Annotated in this window: 13 protein-coding genes; 4 read left to right on the top strand and 9 right to left on the bottom strand. The window is 43.8% G+C overall.

Annotated features, from left to right (window positions below; all coding sequences use genetic code 11):
- Both BR86_RS0113885 and BR86_RS15440 read left to right on the top strand, forming a co-directional pair.
- Positions 1 to 1,572, top strand: coding sequence for a toll/interleukin-1 receptor domain-containing protein (locus tag BR86_RS0113885; protein ID WP_031474885.1), 1,572 nt, complete (start codon positions 1 to 3; stop codon positions 1,570 to 1,572).
- A 121-nt stretch (positions 1,573 to 1,693) separates the two neighbouring features.
- Positions 1,694 to 3,652 carry a hypothetical protein gene (locus BR86_RS15440; protein ID WP_143099323.1) on the top strand — a complete coding sequence of 653 codons (1,959 nt, stop codon included), beginning with the start codon at positions 1,694 to 1,696 and terminating at the stop codon, positions 3,650 to 3,652.
- A gap of 63 nt (positions 3,653 to 3,715) precedes the next feature.
- Here the strand turns inward: BR86_RS15440 and BR86_RS0113875 are convergent, their stop codons facing one another.
- The 7 genes from BR86_RS0113875 to BR86_RS0113845 all read right to left on the bottom strand — a co-directional run bounded on the left by BR86_RS0113875 (position 3,716) and on the right by BR86_RS0113845 (position 10,274).
- Positions 3,716 to 4,918: a HipA domain-containing protein gene (locus BR86_RS0113875; protein WP_143099322.1), complete on the bottom strand. Its 1,203-nt coding sequence runs from the start codon at positions 4,916 to 4,918 to the stop codon at positions 3,716 to 3,718.
- Between the two features lie 17 nt (positions 4,919 to 4,935).
- On the bottom strand, positions 4,936 to 5,340 hold the full coding sequence (locus BR86_RS0113870; RefSeq protein WP_031474879.1) for a helix-turn-helix domain-containing protein: 405 nt from the start codon (positions 5,338 to 5,340) through the stop codon (positions 4,936 to 4,938).
- A gap of 420 nt (positions 5,341 to 5,760) precedes the next feature.
- Positions 5,761 to 6,186, bottom strand: a complete 426-nt coding sequence (locus BR86_RS0113865; protein WP_031474877.1) for a MarR family winged helix-turn-helix transcriptional regulator — start codon at positions 6,184 to 6,186, stop codon at positions 5,761 to 5,763.
- A 25-nt stretch (positions 6,187 to 6,211) separates the two neighbouring features.
- Entirely contained in the window at positions 6,212 to 7,036 is an 825-nt protein-coding gene (locus BR86_RS15435; RefSeq protein WP_051684834.1) for an electron transfer flavoprotein subunit alpha/FixB family protein, read from the bottom strand.
- Positions 7,014 to 7,802: an adenine nucleotide alpha hydrolase family protein gene (locus BR86_RS0113855; RefSeq protein WP_031474875.1), complete on the bottom strand. Its 789-nt coding sequence runs from the start codon at positions 7,800 to 7,802 to the stop codon at positions 7,014 to 7,016. The genes BR86_RS15435 and BR86_RS0113855 overlap by 23 nt, the downstream gene beginning before the upstream one ends.
- Positions 7,803 to 7,828: 26 nt before the next feature.
- The gene (locus BR86_RS0113850) at positions 7,829 to 9,385 is read right to left on the bottom strand and encodes an acyl CoA:acetate/3-ketoacid CoA transferase (protein ID WP_031474874.1); all 1,557 of its coding nucleotides are present in this window, start codon (positions 9,383 to 9,385) and stop codon (positions 7,829 to 7,831) included.
- Positions 9,386 to 9,497: 112 nt separating this feature from the next.
- On the bottom strand, positions 9,498 to 10,274 hold the full coding sequence (locus BR86_RS0113845; protein ID WP_031474873.1) for an enoyl-CoA hydratase-related protein: 777 nt from the start codon (positions 10,272 to 10,274) through the stop codon (positions 9,498 to 9,500).
- A 513-nt stretch (positions 10,275 to 10,787) separates the two neighbouring features.
- On the opposite strand from BR86_RS0113845, the gene BR86_RS0113835 reads away from it, so the two are divergent.
- Both BR86_RS0113835 and BR86_RS0113830 read left to right on the top strand, forming a co-directional pair.
- A complete protein-coding gene (locus tag BR86_RS0113835; RefSeq protein ID WP_031474872.1) occupies positions 10,788 to 11,930 on the top strand; it encodes an acyl-CoA dehydrogenase family protein in 1,143 nt (380 codons plus the stop codon).
- 32 nt (positions 11,931 to 11,962) lie between these two features.
- Positions 11,963 to 13,273, top strand: coding sequence for a GntP family permease (locus BR86_RS0113830; protein WP_031474871.1), 1,311 nt, complete (start codon positions 11,963 to 11,965; stop codon positions 13,271 to 13,273).
- An 85-nt stretch (positions 13,274 to 13,358) separates the two neighbouring features.
- Here BR86_RS0113830 and BR86_RS0113825 read toward each other — a convergent pair whose 3' ends face one another.
- Positions 13,359 to 14,120, bottom strand: a complete 762-nt coding sequence (locus BR86_RS0113825; protein ID WP_031474870.1) for an IclR family transcriptional regulator — start codon at positions 14,118 to 14,120, stop codon at positions 13,359 to 13,361.
- Between the two features lie 2 nt (positions 14,121 to 14,122).
- On the bottom strand, positions 14,123 to 14,551 hold the full coding sequence (locus BR86_RS15430; RefSeq protein WP_051684833.1) for a hypothetical protein: 429 nt from the start codon (positions 14,549 to 14,551) through the stop codon (positions 14,123 to 14,125).
- Positions 14,552 to 14,627 lie beyond the last annotated feature (76 nt).

Genomic DNA, 14,627 nt, shown 5'->3' with positions numbered 1-14,627 from the left:
ATGGAAAAAAAGGAAAGAAACGAACGAACAGAATTCATGAAAAAAAACATTCATTGTGAGAAAGTGGATTATACAAAACCATATGTATTTGTGAGTTACGCAAGCGCAAATTGGAGAACAGTATTTGAGAAGATAGTAGTCAAATTACATGAGAAAGGACTAAGAGTATACTGTGACAACGACTTTGAGACCAATAATGATAGCTGGCTTAATAATGTAAACAAACATTTAATGGATTCAAAGTGTCACGCGGTATTGGCATTTTTTAGTAAAGAGTATATTTTGAGTTATGCAACAATGATTGAATTGCTGATTTCTCAGGATGATAATACTGTTGGTTATCATTGGATAGATGGGGAAAGAACGCCACTAGAGATCATTCCAATTTTCACTGAAAATGCGTCATCTATGGGAACTTATTTAGAGCAGGCGGTGGATAGTTTTCAAGAAAAGTGTAAAATACAAAAAACAGAGTGGGATCAAATTGTGAAGTGTATAGAAAATGGATTTACAAAATCTAAAATCGACAATAAGGAACTTAATATAAAAGATTTGCAGGATTTGGACAAAAAGAGGGTAGCAACTTGGTTTGATGATAATAAAGGAATTATTGCAAAAAACATTAATTATTATGATGAAAATGATCAAAACTTTATATCTAACCTAATTAAAACAATTGAGTCAGTGGATCAAAAATATGGTCAAAGTAAAGGTAGCGTTTTTGCAGAAAAAGATGAGATAAAGGAGTGGTTTTCAAATTCAGAGGATGATTCTGTTATAGATTTCGATGAAACTGAATTTGAAGATATAGATTTCAATGAAAATGAAACTGAATTTGAAGATATAGATTTCAATGAAAATGAAACTGAATTTGAAGATATAGATTTCAATGAAGATGTAACAGAAGGGAATGGTTTAGATATTCAAGACGATGCTAGCAATGATCCATTTGGCTTCTGCGTTAGAGAAGATGATGGTGGCAATAATCCGTTTGGTTTCGGGGTTAGTCAAAGTGATGGTGGCAATGATCCATTTGGATTTACCGTTGAACAAGATTCGTTCAACGAAGACACTACGTTAGCAGAGTTCGAAAAAATCTGTGAAAATGTTAACTTCTGCATGGAGCTTAGAAAAGTGAGGAAGGATAAAACCGTAACAGCACAACTCTTTGACTATTTTATGGCGTCACTTTTAGGCGGATGTGATTCACCTGCCATGAAGAAGGAAGATATATTGCGGAAAGCTGTGTATAACTACTGCAAGTATGCGGTAGCAAAAGACTGCGATCCGAATACTGTTGGATTCGGTGCAAGCCAGTGGACTTGGTCTTCCAATGCAAGAAAAGCTGTTCGGCCAGAAGACCGTCCGGCAGATTATTATGATGCGAATGGGAACTTTAAAGGAAGCGGAAAACTTGGAGCGAACAGCGATATTTTTGAAAAACTGCCTAGAAATCTGACAATCGGAGATGTCTTGAAAAAATATGAGAATCGAGAAGTCGGGTTTAATACCAAGGACAATGAGATGATTTTTAGGAGCTGGGAGTTGATCAAAGGATTGAGCAACAGATAATCGATAGGTTTTCAGGTAGATCTAAAAATTTCAAGTTGAATTGCTTGCCGTAATTACAGATAAGCCGGAATTTGAGTTGGATGCCAATTCATTATTCCGGCTTATTTAGATTGGATGGGATATGAAAAGAGGAAAAACAAGAGATTGGCTTTGGATAGCGATGGTCTTCGTGTTTGCGCTTTGCGTGACAGAAGGCTTTGTATACTACTATGAAACAGAAAATTTGTTTCTTAGGGTTTCTTTGAATCTTCAGAACATTATCAAAGCGTTTAAACTTGATCCGGATATCAAACAGGTTCAGGCTGTGGAATTCCTGAAAATGCATCGAACGGATGGGATGGACGGCATTCTGCTGGAGATCCTCACGTATGCATATTGTGTTGCTGTTTTGCTGGCACCGTTCTGTACGATGGCAGCATTATTTGCTTTGATCAGAGGGCCATATGCGTTCTTAAAGGGGATGGTTAAGTCGGCTTCGATTAAACAGCACAGACTTCTTGTTTTGGGAAGCGGAGAAGACTACGAAGAATTCTTGAATTCTTTATCGAACGATTGCAATGTAACAACCGTTATGACAGAGGCCATAAGCGGTGACAAAAGAATCTCATATATGGAACGGGGAATTTCTGCGAAAACCGGTTATCGGGATGGGAGAGATTGGCTCAAAAAAAACAGGGAGTTGAGTCAGTATTCCGGTATTGTTCTGTGCGATGAAAATGATTTGATAGACTACGAAATGGCTCAAATAATCGTAGAATGCCAGAACAACTGTCTCAAGAATGATTCATTAGATGTCTATGTTTGCATGAATAATACAGAGTGGGCAGAAAAAATTGAAAAACTCAGGTGTCCGGATGATAAGTCAATTCGTTTTATTCCTGTCAATATTAATGAAAAGGCAGCAAATAAAATGTTGATGGACTACCCCATATATGACTCGAGAATAAACGAGAACAGGGATGTCCATATCGGAATCGTCGGCTTCGGAGTGTTTGGCCAGAATATTCTTATTTCTGCGTTAAATATGGCTGTGTTATCGGCGGATTCCAAGATACGAGTGGATGTTTATGATCGCTCCGTGAAAAACTGCTTGGACTATTTTTTGACAAGATTTTCGACAGAGGCCACGGATATTATAGAACACAAAAGATCGAAACTATATGGCGACGAAGAAGTAAATGAATACATCCTGAAATTTCCGCATGGAAAGAGTTTTAGGATGGATGGAACGGTAGAAATTCATTTTTGGGAAACCGATATTCTGAATGTTCAGTTCAAGAAAGCTTTCGAAAAGTGCAATGAGGATATGCCGTTTTCATATGTGGTTGTAACGTTGGGAAAACAAAATGATTTAATATCACTGATTTTGAACATTGAAAGAACACTAAATCCAAGGAAAGATTCGGAGAATCGGGACGAATCCAAAGGTGGTGAGCCGAAAAAAGAGATTAGTCAGGATAGTAATAATAAAGCAACAATTATTTTTGTGATACAAGATGCGTCTGATTTGGACAGGAAAGAGAAAGCAGAGGATATCGGAGTATCTTTTTTCGGAAGAGATAAGACAGTTTTTTCATATGAGGCATTACAGAATAAGACACTCATCAAAAATGCGATTCGATTTCACGGTAAGTATAATGATTTGAGTTCGGGCCGGAGAGAAAAGGTTTCAGCGAATGAAGAATCAGATGTGGACGAGAAACATTTTACAGAATGGGAAGAGGCATGGAAGAACATTAATGGAAATTATAAGCGTCAATCCACCTTGTATCAGAGTATGAACCAGGACAACAGAAAATGGATAATGATAAAAGAAAAACAAAAGCAGAAGGGAGAAGAGGAACTTAAAGAGATTCTCTCGAAAATCGAGCATAGGCGTTGGGTCATTTACCAGATTACCCATGGATGGAGATACGACGAAAAGCGGGACGATAACAAAAAACTCCATGATTGTATATGTACATGGGAAGATATCAAGAAAAATAAACCAGATACGATGGAATATGATTATATTCCGTTTAAGATGATTACGGATAAAGATTTAGAGGATTTCAAGAAGGAAAGAAAAAGAAGAAGCTGAGCTCTTGACAGGAAAAAGGCACCACTATCCAGATTTTTATGGATAATAGTGGTGCCTTCAAAATTAACGGTGCCCCTGCGTTTTCCAGATGTCCTTTCCGTTCTGGAAGATCCGGAGTTTTTCCAGTTTGCGCAGATACAATTCCCGCAGCTTGGGGATTCGGATCTGATTTTCGGTCACATCCTCTTTATAGATGGAAAAATCCAGGTCGGCTTTTTCCGGATCAAACAGGTTTCGGTTTTGTACATATTGAAGCAGACGAACTTCTTTCTCGATGAAAGAATGGGTTTGGATGCTGTCGAATCGAACGAAGTTCAGCTGATCATACGGGACATTGTAAAACATAGAGTTTCCGGAATCGTAGATGGGTGTAAAACCAAGGATCTCCAATGTGTCCGGATTCCGAAGGACGGAAATATTATTCATGTGCCGGTCCGTATTGCTCAGCAGATAATCCGTCATGATCTGATAATCCATAAAATCGGTGAATGTCTTTTCTGACATTCCCAGTTTCAGGCATACATCCCTCAGCGGATAATACAGAGATTCGTTCTGACGGGTTTTTACGGTCTGCAGCAGCTCCCATGCGCTGATGCTTTCGATATTTTCACTGCAGAAATCGTAGCACATACAGCCGAGGCCTTCCCGGTTTCCGTCCACCTGGACTTTGGCCGGATAATACGGGGTATACTGCTTCCAGTTCTGCGCTTCGTGCAGGCTTGAAGCGAAGATCTCATTGAGACTCTGCTGATAGGATGAACCGTAATTTCCCTTGATCATGTAGCGACGGCCGTCTTTGGCGATGCACCATTTTTTCTGTAGCTCCCCTTGGGAAGTGGCACAGTTGAATCGGGTTTCTTTTCGCAGGTCGATCATGTGGTCCCGGTTTAGGGTAATGTCGCCGAATGTGTCAACAAAATCGTTGGTAAACAGATTGGCGTCCTCCCAAGTCAGCGATTCGCCGCGGGGCATAATCCAATAGCAGTCGGACAGGCTGAGAGCAAGGTTATTAACCAATGCATTGCTGGTAGAAGAATAGCCCAGACGCTGAAGAGCGGTCTTTGCTCCGTGCCGGCTTTTGGGAATGGCACGATCCCGCCACCAGTCATGAAATCTCATATTGTTCATCTGCCCACCGAGCGGGAAATGTGCGGCAGCAGCCTCATTTCGACGCACGTTGCTCAGGATGCCTTCGTCCGAGATCTGCATCAGGCAGACACGGATATTCTTGTGCATTAAGAAGTATTCTTTTGCTTCGGATGCCAATAGTGCCACCTCTTTTCTCACGTCCAGATAATATCGTCTTTTTTGTCATACATGCAGTCCCGGTTGAAGCGATCCTGAATTTCATAAAATGATTCAAACAGATCGTGCAGATAAAGGCCGAGATTCTGCTCTTTGACTCCTTCCAGATCTTCCCGGATCCGGATTCCGTTTCCGGTTTTGTCGTATACCATTTTCCGGTTTTCGTCATAGAAATACCGGGATCCGTCGGTATGGGTGATGGACCGGAGAGATTTGTTCACGGAGGGAATCGCTTTGGCCAATAGTGTGACCACGTAGGGGGCCGGAGACGCCTCGCCCTGTTCCCATTTCCGGAGGGTGCTGACGGGAATGCCGTATTCGGCTGCAAACGTTGCCTGCGACAGACCGGTCGCCATCCGTAATTCTTTGATCGCGTATGCCATGTTTTTTTTCAACCTCTCTTAAATGGAATACTATCCAATTCGGTTAGTATATAATGAGAATATATCCGAATTGGACAGTTTGTCAATCATTCTTGCAGAAATGAGATTTTACATTTGAAATGATCCAGAAAAGCGGAAGAAATAATTTCGGATATCCGCAAAAAAAACGAAGCGATTCTATGTATCCAAGAGAACGGTATTTAGAAAAAATACATGTCCGTCCTGACAAATTAAATCCACAAACAGAAAACACAGGAACTCACATGCCGGAAACTACATCGAATACCGGCTCTGCCGGTTAAAAAAAGATGCCGGCGGCCAATCTGCGACAGACTGACGGCCGGTAATGATAATTTTCCCAGAGTGCCAAAAGCACGGGAAGTTCTTTTAAATCAACGAATGTGACAGATCTTTTTTGAATTATTCGTCATACTCGGTATCGACTATTCTCCTGAGCATATTTTTTAGTGTCTCGGTTTCCTCCGGAGTGAAATCCTTCAAAGCCAGAGCATTGACTTTGTCAATAACCTTGTTTGCACTGTATTCCAGCGCTTTTGATGTCTCGGTCAGAGTGATTTTTATGTATCGGCGATCATTATCGTCAATTTCTCTTTTGATGAGACCCTTGGATTCCATGCGTTCAAGAATCCCGGACATGGTGGAATTCTCGATGTTGTGAAAGTCTGCGATCTCTTTGGGATTTGTCATTCCAAATTGCCAGATACATTTCAAAACACCATACTGAATAGGTGTTAAATCGTACTCTTTGAGCTCATTTTTCATTTTCTGAAATACTTTGTGCTGAGCACCTGTCAACAAGTAATTGATACATTCTTCAATCTTCATATTTGATATCCTGTTCTAATAGTTTTTACAGTTTTACGCCTAACAGCTGAAGCATATTCCTTATGATGGAATTATCATCTGCTTCAATGGCATAATCACTGAATTGAAAAATTGGAGAGAATTTGTTGTTGTTGACAGCAATGATATATTGACTGTCTTTCATACCCGCCAGATGCTGAATAGCTCCGGAAATACCGAAAGCAACGTAAACTCTGGGGTGAACAAAACTTCCGGTCTGACCGACCTGTTCATCGGCACCGGCCCACCCAAGATCGACTACGGGTCTTGATGCACCTACGGATGCGCCGTAACAATTGGCCAGTTTTCTGAGTGCACTGAACGAATCGGAGTTCATTAAACCTCGACCACCTGAAAAAATAATCTCCGCATTTTGGATCCCACTGCTTCCTGCGACATCTTTCATGACGGCGATATATGGAGTGAGACCATGAAATATGTAACGGGACATACTTTTTCCGTCCAGTGAAGGTTTTAGACCATAAAAGGAATTGTTTTTGAAATCGATTGCCGTACAGTCGGTTAAAAGTGCGCGACTCAGACATGCAGCGACCGCGGAAGCAATGCTTCTGTAAATAAATGTCGACGGAAACAATACAAGTGATGCATGAACCGCTGCCAGTTTTTGCGTAAGAATATTAATTACAGCGTTATCATCGTTATAATTATACTCCTTATAGTCCGGAGTTGCTATACTAATTATTTCGAAATCATCGGCAGCAGCATTGAGAGGAATGATTTCTTTCGCTTTTTTATATAACGCGGAGTTTTGGCAGCTATTGCCGGTTTCCACAACACATATGATATGTTTATTGATTGTATTCTTTTGCACGGTAACCTAACTCCTTTAATAGATTGATTAGATTCTGTGCGGATTCCATATCATTGGAGCCGTTTAACATCGTCAATGTCTGTGCATTCGACTTTGCCAGGCTTTCGTCACACACAAAATCACAGGTGCTTCTATATAGAGAAGAAGGCAGAAGCTCTTCCATAGGATCACCGGCTAATTTGATGATTTTTTTCTCACTGTAAGTGGAGATGATATCCGATATATAAGGCTGGCGCCGCAAACCGTCTTTCCGGATGGAGTGTACCAATAATGGAAGCGAGTGGCAGGTTGACAGGTGACGGTCCGCAGATATAAATTTTGTGTTCATCATTTTGGAGCCATTGTATATACAGTTTTCACTGTAGGTCACACGAGGGATGTGAAGCTTTTCCGATACACGGGTAGCCAGTGTTACAGCATCACCGTCGTAGGCCAGTCTGCCAAACATGATCAGATCATAATCGGTAAAATGTGTTTCTATCGTTTTTGCAATAATATCTCCCAGTCGGTCTGTGCGTGAAAAGTCAAAATTCTGAAATGCAACATGTACGGCTTTGTCCACGCCATAGGTGTATGCCTTCATAAGAGTCTTTTGACTTTCTTCAACATCTTCGGCAAAAAGTATTGCCGAGACAAGCCCTCCACACTGCTTGCGCAAGTGAAGGGCTTCAAGAATCACGTTGATATCGCTGGTGGACAGATATTGTTCTTCATCGAACAAATCAGGATTGTTAAAGAGGTTTCTCAGAATTACAAGTGTGTTCATTTTTACGTGATATTTCGTTCTTCTTGTTATTTAAGTCCCATGAGCTCATCTTTGAAAATACGCGGGTCCATTTCTTTAAGATCTTTGTCGATGATCGGCTTAAACTCCATCAAATCGAGAATATCTTTCTGAAGGTCAACTCCGGGGGCTATCTCGGCGAGACGCATTCCATTCTCTGTAAGCTCAAAAACAGCTCTTTCGGTGATATACATTACAGGTTGTTTTACTTTTACGGCATATTTTCCGGAGAAAGTAATCTGCTCAACGGCATCTTTCAGTTTTACATTTTTCCCTTCCTGATCGATAACCAGCTTTCCGTTTTCACATCTGACTTTCAGACCTCCGGCCGTGAAGGTTCCGCAATAGAATACTTTTTTCGCATTCTGCGTGATGTTGATGAAACCGCCGCATCCTGCGAGACGGGGACCAAATTTGCTGACATTTATATTTCCGTCTTTATCTGCTTCGGCAAGACCAAGGAAGGCTAAATCAACGCCGCCGCCGTCGTAGAAGTCAAATTGAACGTTCTGGTCCAGAATGGCGTCTGCGTTTACCGATCCTCCGAATTTCGGACCTCCGGCAGGAATTCCGCCAACCGCACCGGCTTCCACCGTCATTGTCATATAGTCGCCGATGCCTTCCTCGTTAGCGACAACAGCAACATACTCCGGGGCGCCGATTCCAAGGTTTACGACGGAACCCTCGGTAAGCTCAAGCGCTGCTCGCCGACCGATAATTTTCTTTGCGTCCAGTTTGGCGGGGGTAGAATCTGCATCAAGAAGTACATGAAACTGTCCGGACATCGATCCGTCAAATGCGCAGGTTCTGCACTGCTCATGATCTTCAGGGCATTCTGCGATCACGATGGCATCGACATAGATTCCCGGGATTTTTACAAGTTTCGGATCCAAAGTTCCCGCTTTTACAACTTTTTCTACCTGCACAATGACCTTGCCACCGGTGTTTTTCGCCGCCTGAGCGATGGCGGTTACTTCTGTGGAAGCGACCTCATGTTCAACGGTCACGTTTCCGCATTCGTCGGCGTAAGTGCCGCGGAGAAAGGCAATGTCAACGTTCATGGATTTATAAATGAGCCGCTCTTCACCGAGAACGTCGATGACTTCTACAAGATCTTCTTTGGTAACATTATTCAGTTTTCCGCCGGAAAGTCTCGGATCGACGAAAGTATTCAGTCCGACATGTGTGATGGTGCCGGGTTTATGAGCAGCGATATCCCGGAAAAGCTGAGAGAGTGTGCCCTGCGGGAAGTTATATCCTTCGATTTTACCCGAAAGGATAAGCTCGCCGATTTTGGGAGCCATATTGTAATGTCCGCCGACAACACGTTTGAGAAGTCCTTCATGGGCAAGATGATCCGCGCCGGAACCGTCTCGGTTACCCTGAGCAGCGGCATATAACAGTGTCAGATTTCTGGGAGAACCGGTCTCAAGGAAACGAGCCTCCAGGGCTTTATTTAATGTCTCGGGCATGCAGCTTGCCACAAAACCCGAACTGGAAAGCGTCATGTTGTCCTTGACCATGGCAGCAGCTTCTTTAGCTGAAATAATAGGAGTTTTTCTCATGTTTGCCTCCAAATCCAAATGCTTTTTGGAATTTCCCGATGTAACTTCTTATGATATAAGGCAGCGATTTCGAAAGGAGCGAAATCGCTGCCATGGGGAGTAAATGGGTTTATTAGAAGTCGGTTAATTCAGCCGGACGTTTTTCGAGAAAGGCATTCATGCCTTCTTTTTTGTCATGAGTAGAGAAGGCAAGTCCGAACAGGTTGGCTTCAAGCTGTAAGCCGCTGGCAAGATCAACATCAAGACCTACGTTAATAGACTGTTTTGCAAGAGATACCCCATAACTTGCTTTGCTGATAATCTTTTTCGCCATTTCCTTGCAGTAATCAATGAGCTCTGCCTGCGGAACCACATGATTTGCGAGACCGATTCGGTAAGCTTCCTCTGCGCTGATCATATCTGCGGTGAAGATGAGCTCTTTTGCGCGTCCCTTACCGACGAGACGGGCAAGTCTCTGTGTTCCGCCGAATCCCGGAAGGATGCCAAGGTTTACTTCCGGCTGACCGAATTTTGCGTTGTCAGACGCGATACGGATATCGCATGCCATGGAAATCTCACATCCGCCGCCGAGCGCATAACCGTTTACCGCAGCGATGACAACCTGCGGGCATTCTTCAATCTGCTTGAACGCCTTGTAGGCAACCATGCCCATTGTTTTTCCTTCGGCCGGGGTCGCGTTAACCATCTCTGAAATATCAGCACCGGCTACAAATGCTTTCTGGCCGCTGCCGGTGAGAATGACAACCTTGATATCCTTCCGGGAAGCGATATCAGTGAAGCACTCATATATCTCCTGCAGGGTGGCGCTGTTTAACGAATTAAGTGACTTTGGTCTGTTGATCGTTACTACAGCAATTTCATTTTCCACTTCCATTACCAGGTTTTCCATTTGGTTTATCCTCCTTGGTTGTAAAAAACCATAAACTTAAAAACCTTGCAAAAAGTTAATAGAACAAATAGTTTACGCGCGAACTAAATGGGGTAAAAAACTCTGATGACGGCCATGAATCCGGTGAAATAGCGGAATGGTACGGGTCGCATTCGTCTTCGATAAAAACTTATAACGATATGCGCCTTATATGACCGAAACATCAGAAAAACAAACAAAACAATCTAAAAAAGATCGTTTACGGTAGTCATTATTGACCATATAAAACAAAATGTCAATACCAAAAATTACAAAAAAAAACAAAATTGTATTGACAACCAAAAATTATTGGACTATTGTAAGCACAAACAAATAGCACGCGAACTATTAGACAGTCGAAGAATTGTCTGATTCATAGAACGGAGAGACAATGGAGGCTTTATCAGAACTTTATCAGAAGAATAAGAATATCAAAAATATCAACTTGGTAAAGCCACCGGAAAGAATATTGAAAACAGACTTTAGGAGGGAATTATGAATTTCGAATTAACAGAACAGCAGTTAGCAATCCAGGAGACAGCCAGAAAATTTGCTCAGGAAGAATTACTTCCGGGAGTCATTGAGAGAGATGAGGCCGGGGAGTTCCCGATGGAAGCATTTCACAAAGCCGGCAAGCTTGGCCTTATCGGTCTTCCGTATCCGAAGGAGTATGGCGGTCAGGGACTCGGATATATGGAGTACGCACTTGCCGTTGAGGAAGTTTCGAAAGTGGATGCTTCATTTGGTATTTCTTATTCCGTAACAACATCGCTTTACGGCGGATCTGTATGGAATTCCGATGCAACGGACGAGCAGAAAAAGAAATTCCTTCCTGAAGTACTGAAGGGTGAGTGCCTTGGATCATTTGGCCTTACTGAGCCGAATGCCGGATCAGATGCTGGCGGCTGCATCACAACAGCGGTAAAGGATGGAGACGATTACATCATTAATGGTTTGAAGTGCTTTAACACAAACGGACCGCTTGCAAGATATACTGCAGTATATGCGTTGACCGAGCCGGAAAAGAAGTCGAAGGGGCTTGCCTGCTTTATCGTAGACAGAAACACCCCGGGTGTCAGAACCGGAAAGATTGAGAATAAAATGGGTATCCGCTGCGCACAGGTTTCGGAAGTTATCTTTGAGAACTGCCGTGTGCCGGCATCCTGCAAGGTTGCTATGGATGGCAACGGGTTCAAGACCGCGATGAAGACACTGGATTGCGGACGTATCGGCGTGGCCGCTCAGGGACTTGGAATTGCGGAAGGTGCTTTTGAGATCGCTAAGAATTATATGAAGGAAAGACAGCAGTTCAACACACCGATTGCCAAGTTCCAGTATCCTCAGTTTAAGATGGCTGAGCTCTCCATGAAGATTGAGGCTGCTAAGTATATGCTTTATAAAGCAGCAACGGATCATGATACGGGAAAGAGCTATAATCAGTCTGCTGCAAAGGCGAAATTCATGTGTACGAATGTAGCTATGGAAGTTACCGAGTGGGCAGTACAGTTCATGGGCGGAAACGGCTACATGAAAGAGTATCATGTTGAGCGTATGATGCGTGATGCCAAGATTACGCAGATCTACGAAGGAACCAACGAAATTCAGCAGCTCATTGTCGGAGGTGCTCTGTTTAGATAAGGGGGTACAAAACTATATAGGAGTGAAAAATTATGGACGTGGGTATTTTTGCGCTATTAATTGCGGTTATCCTGTTTGCGCTTCTTGCATTCAAACAGGTAAGTGCTCTGGTCCTGGCTCCGGTGGTTACGATATTTGTACTGATCTGTAGCCAAATGGGGATACTGGACAGTTTGAAAACCATGTTTATGCCGGCTGCGGCAGAATATGTTTCAAATTATTTTTTGATGTTCTTTGTAGGAGCAATCTTTGGCGCTGTTTACCAGTTCACAGGCGCTGCTGAATCCATCGCAAGATGGATCAGCAGCCTGTGCAAAGGTAAATATGTTGCTCCACTCATTATGGTTATCACCGGTGTGTTAACATTTGGTGGTGTCAGTGGTTTTGTGGTTTTTTTCGTTGTTTATCCGATCGCGGTAAACCTGTTTAAAGAATCGAATCTGACCAGACGATTAATTCCGGCAGCCATCTCCGCAGGATGCTGGACGTGGTCAATGACCGCTCCGGGATCTCCGTCTGTTCAGAACGTTATTGCCATGACAAGCCTTAAAACACCGTCAATGGCAGCATTTGTTCCTTCGCTGATCGTGACAGCAGCTGAGTTTTTGATGATTTCTGTATGGCTTGAGTGGCGGTCAAGAAGTTTTACAAAGAATGGGTATTTTTTTGATGACAGCAGACTTAAGACCCAGCTCACGGCAGAAGATCTCAACTGCAATGCGAGGGAGAATCTTCCGAATGTGGTTTTCGCTTTACTTCCGATTATATTCATTCTGGTGCTGTTCAATGCCGTAAAACTACCGGTTGAAACTTCTGTATTTTCGGGTATTGTATTAGCTGTCATTCTTATGTTCCGCCACGTAACAGGGGGATTGGAAGCGTGGATTGGAATTTTCAACAAAGGAGCAGCAGATTCCGGAGTTTCTATTTTGAACACGGCCATCGTTGTCGGATTCGGCGGTGTTATAAAAAACACGGAGGCGTTTGCAAACCTTGTTGAGATACTTAAGGGACTTCATATGCCGTCATTAGTTTTCGTCATGATTACCGTAGCGGTATGTGCGGGCGCCTGCGGTTCGGCATCCGGAGGTATGGGAGTTGCGTTCAATGCTTTGACAAGCACGTATGTCAGTCTTGGCGCAAAACTGGAGTATATTCATCGTATTGCCACAATTGCAGCAGGTACACTGGATACACTTCCCCATCAGGGAGCTCAGATAACGCTTCTTAATATCTGCAAGCTTACTCATAAAGAAGCTTATTTTGATATTGCAGTCACACAGATTGTGATCCCCTTTGTATCCTGCGGAATATTTATTGTACTCGCTATGATGGGCTTATAACGGTTGGTTTCGTAAAAGAAAATGGCTGAAGATGATCTCTTCGGCCATTTTTTTCGTGAAAGAATATTTTTGATTGAAATTACCGTCACCGTCTCGGCAACGCATTCCCAAGGAAATACGACAGCTCGGAGGCGCAGGAAGCAACTTCTTTCTTCAGGCGATCCAGCTGAACTTTTTCCGCAATTCTGGAGTGCGGGACAATGATGCCGACCGACGCTTCGATCTTTCCGTCCGGCCCGAAGACCGGAGAGCCGATTCCGCAGGCATCGTGGACATATTCGCCGTAGGAACAGGCGATTCCGTCCCGGCGGATCTCATCCAGCTCGACCTTCAGGGCGCGGCTGCTGATCTGCGGAAATGCGTCCGGATTCGGGACGCATTTTTCAAGATAGTAGTCAATATAGTCCTTCGGCTGGAAGGCGAGAAGAACTTTGCGGATCGCGCCGCAGTGAAGATCCAGCTCATAGCCGAATTCTTCAACGACTTTCAGATGGTTCGGGCCGTCCACTTTCTGAAGAACGAGGCCCTTGTCGCCGACGCGGATGACCAGATAGGTGTCTTCCCGCGTGGTGAATGCCAGTTTTTTCAGGAGCGGGAGCGCCGCATCCTGAATCCTGTAGTTGCCGGCAGCCGACCGGCCCAGCGGTATCAGCGCCGGACCGAGCTCGTAGGTATGCGAGGATTCGTCTCTGGTCACGTAGCGCATCTCACAGAATGTCTGTAGAATGCGGTGGACAGTGCTCGGCGGAAGCTCTGCCTTCGCGGAAATCTCCGCGATGGTGTATTTATGAGTGTTGTCCCGGAGGAGTTCCAGAATCTCCATGGAACGCTTCAGGCTCTGAACCATAATCAGACCTCTTCTGTCTTGTCGGCGGAAACCTCTGCAGTGTCAGCAGCTTCCTCAGCGGCTGTGCCGGCAGTCTCGGCGGAAGCCGGAGCAGCACATTCGCTGTCGGTTACTGCAGCGTCACCGGAAGCCTTAGCAGTATCGCCGGTCTTTTCCGGACATTCGCAGGCCTCATCCGCGGTGCTGGCTTTTTCATCCGCACCGTTCTCTGCATCGTCTGTTTTCTTGGAGTTCAGAGAGACGTAATTTCTGCTGCTCTTGGATTCGGCCAGATCCTCCTCATCATCGAACTCATCGAAGTCATTCTCAAATTCGTGGAAATCCTCACTCAGCTCCTTATGAAAGGACTTGTACTGTAAGATATAAGAAACTCCTGCAGCGACAGCACCGGCGATTGCGGCGAGTACAACTAATTTTCCTGTACGTTTCATGATAGATCTCCTTCTCTATAAATGATGTATGTTTCAATATCGCCAGAAATACGGGAAATGCGGGCAAAAGACATGA

The sequence above is a fragment of the [Clostridium] aminophilum DSM 10710 genome, from assembly GCF_000711825.1.
GTDB lineage: Bacteria > Bacillota > Clostridia > Lachnospirales > Lachnospiraceae > Clostridium_R > Clostridium_R aminophilum.
The sequence above is the reverse complement of the archived record's forward strand: the minus strand, read 5'-3'. Positions and strand labels throughout refer to the sequence as shown.

Bases quoted from the DNA above. Each gene is read 5' to 3' on its own strand.
- BR86_RS0113865 (WP_031474877.1), bottom strand. From the start codon at position 6,186: ATGAAGATTGAAGAATGTATCAATTACTTGTTGACAGGTGCTCAGCAC.
- BR86_RS0113870 (WP_031474879.1), bottom strand. From the start codon at position 5,340: ATGGCATACGCGATCAAAGAATTACGGATGGCGACCGGTCTGTCGCAG.
- BR86_RS0113825 (WP_031474870.1), bottom strand. From the start codon at position 14,120: ATGGTTCAGAGCCTGAAGCGTTCCATGGAGATTCTGGAACTCCTCCGG.
- BR86_RS0113835 (WP_031474872.1), top strand. From the start codon at position 10,788: ATGAATTTCGAATTAACAGAACAGCAGTTAGCAATCCAGGAGACAGCC.
- BR86_RS0113850 (WP_031474874.1), bottom strand. From the start codon at position 9,385: ATGAGAAAAACTCCTATTATTTCAGCTAAAGAAGCTGCTGCCATGGTC.
- BR86_RS15440 (WP_143099323.1), top strand. From the start codon at position 1,694: ATGAAAAGAGGAAAAACAAGAGATTGGCTTTGGATAGCGATGGTCTTC.
- BR86_RS0113845 (WP_031474873.1), bottom strand. From the start codon at position 10,274: ATGGAAAACCTGGTAATGGAAGTGGAAAATGAAATTGCTGTAGTAACG.
- BR86_RS0113885 (WP_031474885.1), top strand. From the start codon at position 1: ATGGAAAAAAAGGAAAGAAACGAACGAACAGAATTCATGAAAAAAAAC.
- BR86_RS0113830 (WP_031474871.1), top strand. From the start codon at position 11,963: ATGGACGTGGGTATTTTTGCGCTATTAATTGCGGTTATCCTGTTTGCG.
- BR86_RS0113855 (WP_031474875.1), bottom strand. From the start codon at position 7,802: ATGAACACACTTGTAATTCTGAGAAACCTCTTTAACAATCCTGATTTG.
- BR86_RS15430 (WP_051684833.1), bottom strand. From the start codon at position 14,551: ATGAAACGTACAGGAAAATTAGTTGTACTCGCCGCAATCGCCGGTGCT.